This is a genomic window from Sphingopyxis sp., assembly GCF_050916055.1.
Classification (GTDB): Bacteria; Pseudomonadota; Alphaproteobacteria; order Sphingomonadales; family Sphingomonadaceae; genus Sphingopyxis.
On the sequence record NZ_CP051527.1, the window covers coordinates 2,581,946 to 2,594,289 of the forward strand.

Genomic DNA, 12,344 nt, shown 5'->3' on the forward strand with positions numbered 1-12,344 from the left:
TCGGCCTTTGTACTGGAGTCCGGTTTGCGCCCCGTCTGGCGCGCCCTAGCGGGAAAAAGCTGAACGCTCAATGATCGGAAAGCAGCGCGATGCGCGGCGCCGCGCGACCGGCCCGCTCAGGCATCGCCCTGGCGCAGGCCGCGCGCGGCGATCCGCGCCACCACCGCATCCTTCACCGTGGGGCTGACGAATTTGTGGATATCGCCGCCAAAGATGGCGATCTCCTTGACCAGGCGCGAGGCGATCGGCTGCAATCCGACGTCGGCCATCAGGAACACCGTTTCGATGCGGTCGTTGAGCTGCTGGTTCATGCCCGCCATCTGATATTCATATTCGAAGTCGGCGACCGCGCGCAGCCCGCGGACGATCATCCCCGCCCCCTCGCGCTCGGCGAAATCCATCAACAGCGAATTGAACCCGACGACGCGGATGTCGCCGCCGATCGCGGCGACCTCGCTCTGGACCATGGCGATCCGTTCGTCGTCTTCGAAAAGCGGCGATTTGGTGATGTTCGTCGTGACCCCGATCACCAGCCGGTCGACCAGTTTCGCGCCGCGGCGGATGATATCCATATGCCCCAATGTGATCGGGTCGAAGGTCCCGGGATAAACCCCAATGCGCATCAACGGTCCCTTTCCACCACATAGCGGGCGATGGCGCGCAGCAGCGCTGCCTCGTCGCCATAGCTCGCCAGATGCCCGATCGCCTGCTCGACCAGCGCGGTCGCCTGTTCGCGCGCGCGTTCCAGCCCCATCAGCGTCACGAAGGTCGCCTTGCCGGCGGCTTCGTCCTTGTGCAGCGCCTTGCCCGCCAGCGCCTCGTCGCCCTCGACATCCATAATGTCGTCGGCGATCTGGAAGGCGAGCCCGATGTCGCGGGCATAGCCGCGCAGCGCGGTGCGCCCCTCGGGCGGAATTCGCGCGAGGATGGCGCCGGCCTCGACCGAAAAGCCGATCAGCGCGCCGGTCTTGAGCTGTTGCAAGCGGGTGACGGTCTGCAGGTCGAAATCGGCGGTTTCGGCGGCGAGGTCCATCATCTGCCCGCCGGCCATTCCGGCCGGACCGGCGGCGCGCGACAGTTCGCGGATCAGTTCGCCGCGCACGAAGGGATCGTTGCTGGTCAGCGGATCGCAAAGCCATTCGAAGGCCAGCGCGTGCAGCGAGTCGCCCGCCAGCACCGCGGTCGCCTCGTCGAACGCCTTGTGCACCGTCGGCTTGCCGCGGCGCAGGTCGTCGTCGTCCATGCAGGGCAGGTCGTCGTGGATCAGCGAATAGACGTGCATCGCCTCGACCGCCGCGCCGACGCGCAGGCTGAGCCCCGGATCGACATGGAACAGGTCGCCGGCGGCGCGCACGAGCAGCGGCCGCAGGCGTTTGCCGCCGGCGATCGCGGCATGGCGCATCGCCCGATACAGCGGCGCGCGCGGATCGTCGGGCACCGGCAGCAACTGGTCGAACAGGCGGTCGATGTCGGCCATGACGTCGGCCTGGACAGCGAGCAGGCGCTGCGTTCCGGCCGCCGCATCGTCGTTGACGGACGCCATCGCCGCTCAGCTTTCGCCGAAGGGAGTGGTTCCCGCCGGCTGGCCGTCGGCGCCGAGGCTGACCTGTTCGATTCGCGCCTGCGCCGCCGCCAGCCGGGCCTCGCAATGCTGGCGCAGCGCATGGCCGCGTTCGTATAGCGCCACCGACTGCTCCAGGCTGACATCGCCGCTTTCCAGCCGGCGCACGATCGTTTCCAGCTCGCCCATCGCGGCTTCGAACGAAAGCGACGCGATGGCAGGCGCGGCGGCGGTATCGGGCAGGTCCGTCATCCCCCTGCTTTGGCCCTTTCGCCCCCCAATGGTCAAGTGCGGTCAAGCTTGACGTCGCGCGGCGGCGCTCTAGCATCGCCGCCATGTTCATCGGCCATTTCGCCCCGGCGCTGGTCGCCGCCGCCCGGCCGCAGACCGCGGGGCTCGGCACCCTGTTCGTCGCCGCGCAGCTGGTCGATATCGGTTTCGCGGCACTGCTGATGACCGGCACAGAGGCGATGCGGATCGTGCCCGGCTTCACCGCGATGAACCCGATGGACCTTTATCACATGCCGTATACGCACAGCCTGCTCGGCGCGCTGATGTGGGGGGCACTGTTCGGCGCGCTGGTGTGGGCGGCGACGCGCCGCCGCGCCGCGGCGATCGCGGCGATGCTGGTCGTGGTGTCGCACTGGTTCCTCGACCTGGTCGTGCACAGTCCCGACCTCACCCTGTTCGGCGCCCCGCCGATGCTCGGCCTGGGGCTTTGGAACCATCCGGCGATCGCGATGCCGCTCGAAATCGCGCTGATCGGCGGCGCGCTGCTCTATTATGCACGCCATACGCAGGCGCCATCGGGCAACCGGCGCCTGTGGCTGCTCGCCGGGGTGCTGGCGGTGGCGCAGGCGGTCGACTGGTTCGGCGCGCAACACACCGCCTATTCGCTCGCTATCCCGGCGACGATGCTTGCCGCCTACGCGCTGCTCGCCGCTGCGGCGGCATGGGCCGGTGCCGACCGCCACCCCGCACCGGAGTATGCCTGATCATGCAGACCATCGCCGCCTATGTCGCCACCGCCATCCTGTTCGGACTGCTCGACGTGGTCTGGCTAACGCGGGTCGGCCCGAAGCTCTACCGGCCCGAGATCGGCGCGCTGCTGATGGATGGGTGGCGCCCCGCGCCCGCGCTCATCTTTTACGCGCTCTACATGCTCGGCATCCAGATTTTCGCGGTACAGCCCGCACTCGCGGCGGGCAAGTGGCAGGTCGCGGCGCAATATGGCGCGCTGTTCGGCTTCTTTTGCTACATGACCTATGACCTCACCAACCATGCGACGATGAAGATCTGGTCGCTGAAGGTGACGCTCGCTGATATCGCCTGGGGCACCTTCGCGACCGGGCTGGCCGCGGGCGCGGCGGCGTGGCTGGTGCTGACGCTGGTACCTCGCACCGCCTGAGCCGTCGTCGTCCCGCGCAATCACGATTCCGCTTTTTGCAATTGCCGTGCGACGCGCGGCGCATCATGCTGCACTGCACAAGAGAGAGGGGCATAAAGGCAAGTTTTGTTCACTAAAACAAGGGCTTGCATCATGAAAACTTTCATCCTCCCCACCCTCGGCCTGTTGGCGCTCGTTCCGGCCGTTGCGCATGCCGGCGAAGACGAAGCGCGCCGCTTCGAACATGGCGGCAGCATCTACAGCTATACGGTGAGCCAGGTCGGCGGCACCCGCGTGATCAGCGGCATCGAGGAACGCACCGGCAAGCCGTTCAAGCTGCGCATCGGCGAGCATCGCGTGCGCGGCACCGTCGGCTCGCAGCAGGTCAGCTTTTCGCTGCGCGACGTCGAACCGCTCGCCAAGCCGGCAACCACCCTCGCCTCGCGCTGACCGCGCTCGAAATTCAGGCCCCATAATTGCCCCTCGGGGCGTTATGGGGTCTGTTCGTTTTCCGCGCGCAAGGCTAAAGGCGCGCCATGACCCAGACCGCACCCGCGCCCGCCTTTGTCATCACGCCCGAGATCGTTGCCGAACACGGCCTGTCTCCGGAAGAATATGAGCGCGTTCTCGCCGCGCTCGGGCGCGAGCCGAACCTGGTCGAACTCGGCATCTTCTCGGTCATGTGGTCCGAGCATTGCAGCTACAAAAGCTCGCGCCTGCACCTCAAGAAACTGCCGACCGAAGCCCCCTGGGTGATCTGCGGCCCCGGCGAAAATGCCGGCGTGATCGACATCGGCGAGGGCGCAGGCGGCAAGAAGCTCGCGGCGATCTTCAAGATGGAGAGCCACAACCACCCGTCGTACATCGAACCCTATCAGGGCGCGGCAACCGGGGTCGGCGGCATCCTGCGCGACGTGTTCACCATGGGCGCGCGTCCGGTCGCCAACCTCAACGCGCTGCGTTTCGGCCGCCCCGATCATCCGAAGATGAAGCATTTGATCTCGGGCGTCGTCCACGGCATCGGCGGCTACGGCAATTGCGTCGGCGTCCCGACGGTCGGCGGCGAGGTCAATTTCCACAAGGCCTATGACGGCAATATCCTCGTCAACGCGATGACCGTCGGCGTCGCCGAACAGGACAAGATCTTCTATTCGGCCGCATCGGGCGTCGGCAATCCGATCGTTTATGTCGGCTCGAAGACCGGCCGCGACGGCATCCACGGCGCGACGATGGCGAGCGCCGACTTCGGCGAGGATGCCGAGGAAAAGCGCCCGACGGTGCAGGTCGGCGACCCCTTCACCGAAAAGCTGCTGATCGAGGCGTGCCTTGAGTTGATGGCGTCGGACGCGATCGTCGCGATTCAGGATATGGGCGCCGCGGGGCTCACCAGCTCGTCGGTCGAAATGGCGTCGAAGGGCGGCGTCGGCCTCCACATCAAGATGGACGATGTGCCGCAGCGCGAAACCGGCATGACGGCCTACGAGATGATGCTGTCCGAATCGCAGGAACGCATGCTGATGGTGCTGAAGCCCGGCCGCGAGGAATTCGCTGCCGCGATCTTCCACAAATGGGAACTCGACTTCGCGGTCATCGGCACCGTCACCGACACCGGGCGCATGGTGCTGGAGCATAAAGGCGAGATCGTCTGCGACATCCCGCTCGCCCCGCTCGCCGACGACGCGCCGCTCTATGATCGCCCCCATGTCCCGACCCCGAAGCAGGCCGATCTGACCAACGTCCCCGAGACGAAGGACGTCGCCGCCGACCTCAAGACGCTAATGGGCACCCCCGACATCGCCAGCCGCCGCTGGATCTGGGAACAATATGACAGCCAGGTCGGCGCCGACACGGTGCAGACCGGCGGCGACGCCGCGCTCGTCCGCATCCACGGCACCAACCGCGCGCTCGCGATGTCGACCGATTGCACCCCGCGCTATTGCTACGCCGACCCGGTCGAGGGCGGCAAGCAGGCGGTCGCCGAAACCTGGCGCAACATCAGCGCGGTCGGCGCGACCCCGCTCGCGATCACCAACTGCCTGAACTTTGCCAACCCGCAGCGCCCCGAAATCATGGGCCAGATCGTCGGCTGCCTCGACGGCATGGCGCAGGCGTGCCGCGCGCTCGACTATCCGATCGTCTCGGGCAACGTCAGCCTCTATAACGAGTCCAAGGCGACCGGCGGCGGCAGCGCGATCCTGCCCACCCCCGCGATCGGCGGCGTCGGCGTGATCGAGGATTTGAACAAGGCGGTCGGCATCGGCTTCAAGCGCACCGGCGACATCGTGCTCGCGGTCGGCGAACGCGCCGGGCATCTCGGCCAGTCGATCTGGCTGCGCGAAATCCACGGCCGCGAAGAAGGCCCGCCGCCCGAAGTGAATCTGCGCTGCGAAAAACGCACCGGCGATTTCATCCGCGGCGCGATCAACGCCGGCTGGGTCACCGCCTGCCACGACGTTTCGGACGGCGGCATCGCGGTGACGCTCGCCGAAATGGCGCTCAAGTCGAACATCGGCGTCTTCGTCAGCGAAGAGCAGCCGTTCGGTATCGCCGAGAGCTTTTTCGGCGAGGATCAGGGGCTGTATCTGGTCACCGTCTGCGACACCTGCCTCGCCGACTTCCTCGACGCCGCGGGCCGCGCCGACGTGCCGGTCGACCCGCTCGGCCGCACGATCAAGGACCGCATCGTCTTCGAGCTGGCGGGCAGCGACCATCAGGTGACGCTCGCCGAACTGCGCGAGGCGCATGAGGGGTTCTTCCCGAGCTTGATGGGCGCCGACGCGGCGCTGGCCTGAGTCCTAACCCGTCCCCTAAAACCGTTCGCCCTGAGCTTGTCGAAGGGCGGTTCTTTCTTTTGACGTTGAAGAAAATACGGTGCTTCGACAAGCTCAGCACGAACGGGGTTGGGTAGAAAAGGGATCAGGTCCATGAGCATCCATATCGGCGTCGGCGGCTGGACCTACGAACCGTGGCGCGGCCCCTTCTATCCCGCCGGCCTCGCGCAGAAACGCGAGCTCGAATATGCCGGCCAGCAGCTGACCGGCATCGAAATCAACGGCACCTATTACGGCAGCCAGAAGCCCGAAACCTTCGCCAATTGGGCAGCGGCGGTGCCCGATGGCTTCCAGTTCAGCGTCAAGGCGTCACGTTTCACCACCAACCGCAAGATACTGGCCGAGGGCGCCGGGTCGATCGAGAAATTCCTGACGCAGGGCATCACGCGGCTCGGCGACCGGCTCGGGCCGATCCACTGGCAGTTCATGGCGACGAAGAAATTCGATCGCGACGATTTCGCGGGCTTCCTCGACCTGCTCCCCGACAGTCAGGACGGCGTGCCGCTGCGCCACGCGATCGAGGTCCGTGACGAAAGTTTCCGCGATCCCGCCTTCATCGCCATGCTGCGCGAGCGCAACATGGCGGTCGTCTATGCCGACAGCGACGAATTTCCCTGCATCCACGAGCAGACCGCCGACTTCACCTATGCGCGGTTGCAGCGCAGCCAGGAGGATGTCGAAACCGGCTACGATGCCAAGGCGCTCGACGCTTGGGCGAAGCAGGCGCGCGACTGGTCGGCGGGCAACCGCGACGTCTTCTTCTTCTTCATTTCAGGCGCGAAAGTCCGCAATCCCGCTGCGGCGCAGGCTTTGATCGCGAAGCTACGATAATTCCTCCCTGTCGCGCAGCGATGGGGAGGACCAGGTTCAGGCGGCCATCGCCTGCTGCGACGCCAGGAAATTATACGGATCGATGCCGCGGCTGCGATAGGCGCGGTGTGCTTCCTGATACAGCGTCGGCTCGCCGATTCCCAAACGCGCGCGCGCCGCGTCGAGCGGTTCGGCGAGCAGCGCGCGGATGTCCTGCTCGATGATCGCCTGCGAGGCCTTGCCGTTACGCTGCCCCTGACGGATCGCGCCGAACACCGGGGCCTCGGCTTTCACGCCGCGCTTCACCTCGTAACCGCCGGCATAGGCGATGAAGAAATTGCCGTAATTGCCGGTCTGGCCATAGGTGAAGCCGAGCACGCATTGTTCGCCGAGCGCGTCGCGGCCATAGCCGGTGAGGATGTGGAACAGGTCGTGAGTGTCGCGCAGGCGGTTCGAATACCATTGCACCTGATCGTCGAACTTGGGACGGCCCATCTTGTCGGCTTCGGCGACAAGCCCCGCGGCCGACAGGCCCTCGCGGCGCATGAAGGTGACATAGGCGTGGCCCACGCTACCCTCGGGCAATTTATCGATCCACGCGTGATCGTCGAGCAAATCGGGCAGATAGGGTTCGCTCGCCATCAACCTGCGGCCCTTATCGCTTTCGACGAAGGCGCGCGCGTCGTCCATGAACCCCTTGCGTGGCAGGCTTTCGAAAATGCGAAACACCTGCTCGGTGTCCTCCTTGTCCGCGATCAGCTTGCGGAAGTGCTGGAATGCCTTGAACGGGCGGAACTTCAGCGGCTGGCGGTCGGGGTGGGAGAAGATGGTCGGGGTCATGGCAGCTCTCGTGCGAATCGGGTGACGGTGGAGATGTATCACTACTGACATAGATGTCAATAATGACTTAACGTCGCAACGTGTGGCCGCCAAGAAAGCGCTCGACGCCGCGGCGTGCGCCCGATACGCCCCGGCAATCGGACAGAAGGGGAGCGGGGATGGAAGCGCAGGCGGCGGCACCGCGATACGAAAGCCTCGACGCCATCCGCGGCGTCGCGGTGATGGGCATTTTGGCGATGAACATCGTCGCTTTTGCGCTGCCCTTTCCCGCCTATTCCAACCCCGCGGCGGGCGGCGCGCCCGGCGAGCTCGATCTGGCGACCTGGTTCTTCAACTTCGTCTTCGTCGATTCCAAGATGCGCGGGCTGTTTTCGATGCTGTTCGGGGCCAGCACGCTGCTGGTGATCGACGGCGCCGCGGCGGCGGGGCGCAGCGCCGCGGGGGCGCATTATTCGCGGATGGTCTGGCTCGCCATCTTCGGCCTGATGCATTTCTACCTGATCTGGTTCGGCGACATCCTGTTCCTTTATGCGGTCTGCGGGCTGCTGCTCTTCCTGTTTCGCGGCCTGTCGGTGAAGGCGCTGCTGCTCTGGTCGATCCCGTTCCTGCTGATCGGCATCTTCATTCCGGGCAGCCTGTGGTCGATGCTGTCGATGGCGCAGGCGGGCACCCTGCCCCCCGACGCCGCGACCGCGATGCAGGAGGCGCTGCGCCAGATGAACAGCGAGATGGGCCCGTCGACGCCGGTCTATGCGCAGGAGCTCGCGCTATATCTGGGCAGCTATGCCGACATTGTCGCCCACCGCACCACCGACATGCGCGGCGACCCGATCTTTTTCGTCGCGATGTTCCTGTGGGAGACGCTGGGGCTGATGCTGATCGGCATGGCGCTGTTCAAATCACGAATGCTGACCGGCGAATGGGAGGCGGCACGCTATCGCAAATGGGCGATCGGCTGTTTCCTCATCGCGACGCCGCCGCTGGTCGCGTTGGCGTTTTACCAAGTCGATGACGGCTTCGACGCAGTGTCGATTTTCGGTTCTTCGATCGCACTGTCGGTTCCGTTCGACACGGTGATGACGGTGGGCTGGGCGGCGCTGATCATGCTGGCGATCAAGACGGTGGCGAGCCCCGGCGTCCGCGCCCGCCTCGCCGCGGCCGGGCGCATGGCCTTCACCAACTATCTCGTCACCTCGATCGTGATGACGACGATATTCTACGGCTATGGGCTGGGGCTGTTCGGCAGCGTCGGGCGGCTGGCGCTCTATCTGTTCTGCATCGGCATGTGGGCCGTCATGCTGCTTTGGTCGAAGCCTTGGCTGGCGCGTTTTCACTACGGCCCGCTCGAATGGCTGTGGCGCAGCCTCTCGCGCCGGTCGGTGCAGCCGATGCGGAAAGCGTCGCCCGTTCAGTAACCGACGGCGCGGCCGAAGCCCGACGCGCGGCGCTGGACGAGCGGGTTGGCTTCGCGTTCCAGCGCGGCCAGCGTCTCTTCGAACAGGGGGCGCATCGTCACGACGCGCGGCAGATATTCCTCGGGGCTGATCTGGCTTTCGATGCAGTGGCGCGCGAAAATTTCGATGTCTTCGGCGAGCGCACCGAGTTTTTCTGCGCCGAACTGGCGTGCTTCGCTCTTCAGCGTGTGCGCGGGCATGACCAGACCGCGTGCGTCGCGGGCGCGCATGGCTTCCTCGATCGCGGCCACCGATTTGATGCCGTCCTCGCGAAAATAGCCCAGAATCCGCACGAAAGCAGCGCCAAGCTGCGCCCGCGTCGCGCGAAATTCGTCCCAGTCGACCAGGATCTCGTCCAATGTTTCGTCCCTTGGCATGCAGTGTGGCCCGTGGTCCCACCCTGTCCATGCGCCGAAGGCAGTAAAAAAGAGGTTACGCCCCGCCGTCCGTGCGACCGATGGCGCACCATTTTGGGTCAGTCGCGGCGCACGTCCCAACCGGTGCCCGCGTCGGCAGGGGCAGGGTCGACCCGCCAGCCATGATCGCGCGCCAGCGCCGCCACTTCGCGCCCCGCCTGCGGATCGTCGGCGAGCAGCCGCACCACGCTCGCGGCGCGCATCGCGCGCGCCAGCCGCAGCGCCGGCCACGGGCAGCGCATACCGCGCGCATCGACGGTGACAGTATCGACCGTCGACGCGGGCTCACTCATCATAGGGATTGCGCGAATTGCGGAAGTTCAGGCGCACCGGCACGCCCTGGAACCCCAGTTCCTTGCGCATGCCGTTGACCAGATAGCGTTCATAGCTGCCCGGCAGCGCGTCGGTGCGGGTGCCGAAGACGACAAAGGTCGGCGGCCGGGTGCGCGCCTGGGTGATATAGCGCAGCTTGATCCGCTTGCCGCCCGGCGCGGGCGGCGGATTATTCTCCACCGCATTTTCGAACCAGCGGTTGAGCTTTGCGGTCGATACGCGGTTGGTCCAGATCGCCCGCTGTTCGAACGCGACGCGCACCAGCGTATCGATGCCCTTGCCCGTCGCCCCCGAAATGCTGAGCACCGGGACGCCCTTGACCTGGCTCAACCCGTCCTCCAGCGCGCCGCGCACCCCGTTGAACAGCGAGGACGGGTCTTCGGCGACATCCCATTTGTTCAGCGCGACGATCAGCGCGCGGCCTTCCTGCAAGACCCGGTCGGCAATGTGCAGATCCTGCGATTCGAGGCCCTTGGTCGCGTCGAGCAGCAGTACCACGACCTCGGCGAAATCGACCGCGTGCAGCGCGTCCATGACCGAGAGTTTCTCGAGCTTGTCCTGCACCTTGGCGCGCTTGCGCATCCCGGCGGTGTCGAACAGCTGGATCTCGTGGACCTCGCCGTCCTTCTCCCATTGCCAGTCGACGCGGATCGAATCGCGGGTGATCCCCGCTTCGGGTCCGGTGATCAGGCGATCCTCGCCGATCATGCGGTTGATCAGCGTCGATTTGCCGGCATTCGGACGCCCGACGATCGCCAGCTTCAGCGGGCCGAGCGGCGCGTCCTCATCGTCGGAGGCGGCAGCCACCTCTTTCTCGACCTCGTCGAACGGCTCGACGATCGGGCGCAGCAGGTCGAACAGATCGACCATGCCGTCGCCATGCTCGGCGCTGAGTGCGACCGGATTGTCGAAGCCGAGCGAATAGGACTCCATCAGCCCGTTTTCGCCCTGCTTGCCCTCGGCCTTGTTCACCACGAGGATGATCGGCGTATCCTCGCTGCGCAGCCAGCGCGCGATTTCCTCGTCGAGCGGGACCACCCCGGCGCGGCCGTCGATCATGAACAGCGCCGCATCGGCCTCGCGCACCGCTTTTTCGGTTTGCACGCGCATCCGGCCGGGCAGCGTCGCGGCGTCCTGATCCTCGAAACCTGCGGTATCGACGATGCGGAACTCGAGGCCCAGCAGGTTCGCATCGCCCTCGCGCCGGTCGCGCGTCACCCCGGGCTGATCGTCGACCAGCGCCAGGCGCTTGCCGACCAGCCGGTTGAACAGCGTCGATTTGCCGACATTCGGCCGGCCGACAATGGCGATCGTCGCGAATCGCGACATGTCCGTTAATCCCTGTTGTTGCGCCGGGCCGCCCCGGCCCGGACGCGTCAGCGCCAGGCCGTGATGCGTCCGTCGTCGGCCAGAATATACAATATATTGTTCGCGACCACCGGCGCCTGCGACAGCGACGATTCGAACTCGGTCGATGCGATCAGCGACCCGTCGGCCGGCGAGAATTCGGCCATCGTCCCTTCGCTGTTCACCGCGATCAGGCGGTTGCCGGCGAGGATCGGGCCGGTCCAACGGATCGGATCCTTCTTTTTCTTTTCGGTTTCGATGCGGAACCGCGAAAGCTGCTGGATCCAGCGCACCTTGCCGGTGCCGCGCGCGACGCACAGCAGCTTGCCGTCGTCGGTCATCGCATAGACCCATTCGCCGACGACATAAGGCGTCGAGATGCCGGCGATCGAGATTTCCCAGGTGCGCTGGCCGGTGACCAGCTCATAGCTCGCCATGCGGCCGCCCTGCCCGAGCGCGAAGACGCGGCCGCGGTCGATCACCGGATCGGCATCGACGTCGGTCAGCGTCGAAACCGACAGCGCCATCGAGGTGCGCGCCAGCGCATCTTCCCACAGGTCGCGGCCGTTTTCATAACGATAGGCCTGCACCTCGCCCGACGAGAAGCCGGCGACGATCGTCCCCTGCGCCGCGGCGGGGGAGGCGGCGCCGAACACGCTGCCCGCCTCGAGCGACGCGGTCGCCTGCCACAGCACCGCGCCGCTGGCCGCGTTCAGCGCGATGATCTGATTGTCCTGGGTGATGACATAGACGCCGCCGAACGCGATCGTCGGGGCGCCGCGCAGCGGCCCGGCGGGCTTGACCTTCCAGATCACCGACCCGTCGGCGGCGTTCAGCGCCGCGACATCGCCAGCGCCGCTGGTCGCATAGACGACCGATCCGTCGATCCCGGCGCCGCCGCCGAACAGCGAATCCTCAAAATCCTTGCCGGTGCTGCCGATCGGCGTGCGCCACAGCTGCGCGCCGGTGTCGGCGGCAAAGGCGGTGACGACCGCATCGGTGCCGACCGCGACCAGCCGGTTGTCGGCGATAACCGGCGATGCGGCGAGCCGCTGCTTGTTGGTGCTGCCGGCGATGGTCGCCTGCCACAGCTGGCCACGCGACGCGCCGAGCGCGAGGTGGCCGATCGATTTCGAGGAGTTGCCCCCCGACTGCGGCCAGTTCGCATTGGCGACGGGTTCGGGCAGGACGACCGCGACCGAGGCGGTTGCCGGGTCGACCTTGATGCTGTTGTCGTTCGACAGGATCGAGATGCGCTCGCCGACGGTGGGCGTCTTCGGCCCGCCGTCGCCCTTGAACACGCCGCAACCGGCGAGCGGCAGCGCGAGCAGCGCCGCATAAAGTCCGTAGTGCGCTTTCCGCATA

The 12,344-nt window shown here is 66.2% G+C and carries 14 protein-coding genes; 6 read left to right on the forward strand and 8 right to left on the reverse strand.

The features are described 5' to 3' along the window. Positions 1 to 116: 116 nt before the first annotated feature. The 3 genes from coaD to HEQ22_RS12545 are packed head-to-tail and all read right to left on the reverse strand — an operon-like array spanning position 117 to position 1,813. Positions 117 to 623: a pantetheine-phosphate adenylyltransferase gene (coaD, locus tag HEQ22_RS12535; protein ID WP_432768229.1), complete on the reverse strand. Its 507-nt coding sequence runs from the start codon at positions 621 to 623 to the stop codon at positions 117 to 119. After that, entirely contained in the window at positions 623 to 1,543 is a 921-nt protein-coding gene (locus HEQ22_RS12540; RefSeq protein ID WP_432768230.1) for a polyprenyl synthetase family protein, read from the reverse strand. The genes coaD and HEQ22_RS12540 overlap by 1 nt, the downstream gene beginning before the upstream one ends. 6 nt (positions 1,544 to 1,549) lie before the next feature. Beyond that, the gene (locus HEQ22_RS12545) at positions 1,550 to 1,813 is read right to left on the reverse strand and encodes an exodeoxyribonuclease VII small subunit (protein WP_432768231.1); all 264 of its coding nucleotides are present in this window, start codon (positions 1,811 to 1,813) and stop codon (positions 1,550 to 1,552) included. Positions 1,814 to 1,896: 83 nt separating this feature from the next. On the opposite strand from HEQ22_RS12545, the gene HEQ22_RS12550 reads away from it, so the two are divergent. From HEQ22_RS12550 to HEQ22_RS12570, 5 genes are all read left to right on the forward strand, one after another. Continuing rightward, on the forward strand, positions 1,897 to 2,556 hold the full coding sequence (locus HEQ22_RS12550; RefSeq protein WP_432768232.1) for a hypothetical protein: 660 nt from the start codon (positions 1,897 to 1,899) through the stop codon (positions 2,554 to 2,556). Between the two features lie 2 nt (positions 2,557 to 2,558). Next, a complete protein-coding gene (locus HEQ22_RS12555; RefSeq protein WP_432768233.1) occupies positions 2,559 to 2,969 on the forward strand; it encodes a DUF2177 family protein in 411 nt (136 codons plus the stop codon). A gap of 132 nt (positions 2,970 to 3,101) precedes the next feature. Further along, positions 3,102 to 3,398, forward strand: coding sequence for a hypothetical protein (locus HEQ22_RS12560; RefSeq protein WP_432768234.1), 297 nt, complete (start codon positions 3,102 to 3,104; stop codon positions 3,396 to 3,398). 86 nt (positions 3,399 to 3,484) lie between these two features. Beyond that, positions 3,485 to 5,740, forward strand: coding sequence for a phosphoribosylformylglycinamidine synthase subunit PurL (gene purL, locus HEQ22_RS12565; RefSeq protein ID WP_432768235.1), 2,256 nt, complete (start codon positions 3,485 to 3,487; stop codon positions 5,738 to 5,740). Between the two features lie 132 nt (positions 5,741 to 5,872). After that, positions 5,873 to 6,610: a DUF72 domain-containing protein gene (locus HEQ22_RS12570; RefSeq protein ID WP_432768236.1), complete on the forward strand. Its 738-nt coding sequence runs from the start codon at positions 5,873 to 5,875 to the stop codon at positions 6,608 to 6,610. Between the two features lie 36 nt (positions 6,611 to 6,646). Here HEQ22_RS12570 and HEQ22_RS12575 read toward each other — a convergent pair whose 3' ends face one another. After that, entirely contained in the window at positions 6,647 to 7,429 is a 783-nt protein-coding gene (locus HEQ22_RS12575; protein WP_432768237.1) for a Coq4 family protein, read from the reverse strand. A gap of 158 nt (positions 7,430 to 7,587) precedes the next feature. Between HEQ22_RS12575 and HEQ22_RS12580 the strand changes: the two genes are divergently transcribed. Further along, positions 7,588 to 8,844 carry a DUF418 domain-containing protein gene (locus tag HEQ22_RS12580; protein ID WP_432768238.1) on the forward strand — a complete coding sequence of 419 codons (1,257 nt, stop codon included), beginning with the start codon at positions 7,588 to 7,590 and terminating at the stop codon, positions 8,842 to 8,844. Here the strand turns inward: HEQ22_RS12580 and HEQ22_RS12585 are convergent. From HEQ22_RS12585 to HEQ22_RS12600, 4 genes are all read right to left on the reverse strand, one after another. Beyond that, on the reverse strand, positions 8,838 to 9,260 hold the full coding sequence (locus HEQ22_RS12585) for an Hpt domain-containing protein (RefSeq protein WP_432768239.1): 423 nt from the start codon (positions 9,258 to 9,260) through the stop codon (positions 8,838 to 8,840). The genes HEQ22_RS12580 and HEQ22_RS12585 overlap by 7 nt on opposite strands. A 98-nt stretch (positions 9,261 to 9,358) precedes the next feature. Next, the gene (locus tag HEQ22_RS12590; protein ID WP_432768240.1) at positions 9,359 to 9,595 is read right to left on the reverse strand and encodes a sulfurtransferase TusA family protein; all 237 of its coding nucleotides are present in this window, start codon (positions 9,593 to 9,595) and stop codon (positions 9,359 to 9,361) included. Next, entirely contained in the window at positions 9,585 to 10,961 is a 1,377-nt protein-coding gene (gene der / locus HEQ22_RS12595; protein WP_432768241.1) for a ribosome biogenesis GTPase Der, read from the reverse strand. The genes HEQ22_RS12590 and der overlap by 11 nt, the downstream gene beginning before the upstream one ends. Positions 10,962 to 11,008: 47 nt before the next feature. Then, positions 11,009 to 12,343 (reverse strand): PQQ-binding-like beta-propeller repeat protein, encoded by a 1,335-nt coding sequence (locus HEQ22_RS12600; protein ID WP_432768242.1) that lies wholly within the window; start codon positions 12,341 to 12,343, stop codon positions 11,009 to 11,011. Position 12,344 lies beyond the last annotated feature (1 nt).

Bases quoted from the DNA above. Each gene is read 5' to 3' on its own strand.
- coaD (WP_432768229.1), bottom strand. From the start codon at position 623: ATGCGCATTGGGGTTTATCCCGGGACCTTCGACCCGATCACATTGGGG.
- HEQ22_RS12540 (WP_432768230.1), bottom strand. From the start codon at position 1,543: ATGGCGTCCGTCAACGACGATGCGGCGGCCGGAACGCAGCGCCTGCTC.
- HEQ22_RS12545 (WP_432768231.1), bottom strand. From the start codon at position 1,813: ATGACGGACCTGCCCGATACCGCCGCCGCGCCTGCCATCGCGTCGCTT.
- HEQ22_RS12550 (WP_432768232.1), top strand. From the start codon at position 1,897: ATGTTCATCGGCCATTTCGCCCCGGCGCTGGTCGCCGCCGCCCGGCCG.
- HEQ22_RS12555 (WP_432768233.1), top strand. From the start codon at position 2,559: ATGCAGACCATCGCCGCCTATGTCGCCACCGCCATCCTGTTCGGACTG.
- HEQ22_RS12560 (WP_432768234.1), top strand. From the start codon at position 3,102: ATGAAAACTTTCATCCTCCCCACCCTCGGCCTGTTGGCGCTCGTTCCG.
- purL (WP_432768235.1), top strand. From the start codon at position 3,485: ATGACCCAGACCGCACCCGCGCCCGCCTTTGTCATCACGCCCGAGATC.
- HEQ22_RS12570 (WP_432768236.1), top strand. From the start codon at position 5,873: ATGAGCATCCATATCGGCGTCGGCGGCTGGACCTACGAACCGTGGCGC.
- HEQ22_RS12575 (WP_432768237.1), bottom strand. From the start codon at position 7,429: ATGACCCCGACCATCTTCTCCCACCCCGACCGCCAGCCGCTGAAGTTC.
- HEQ22_RS12580 (WP_432768238.1), top strand. From the start codon at position 7,588: ATGGAAGCGCAGGCGGCGGCACCGCGATACGAAAGCCTCGACGCCATC.
- HEQ22_RS12585 (WP_432768239.1), bottom strand. From the start codon at position 9,260: ATGCCAAGGGACGAAACATTGGACGAGATCCTGGTCGACTGGGACGAA.
- HEQ22_RS12590 (WP_432768240.1), bottom strand. From the start codon at position 9,595: ATGATGAGTGAGCCCGCGTCGACGGTCGATACTGTCACCGTCGATGCG.
- der (WP_432768241.1), bottom strand. From the start codon at position 10,961: ATGTCGCGATTCGCGACGATCGCCATTGTCGGCCGGCCGAATGTCGGC.
- HEQ22_RS12600 (WP_432768242.1), bottom strand. From the start codon at position 12,343: ATGCGGAAAGCGCACTACGGACTTTATGCGGCGCTGCTCGCGCTGCCG.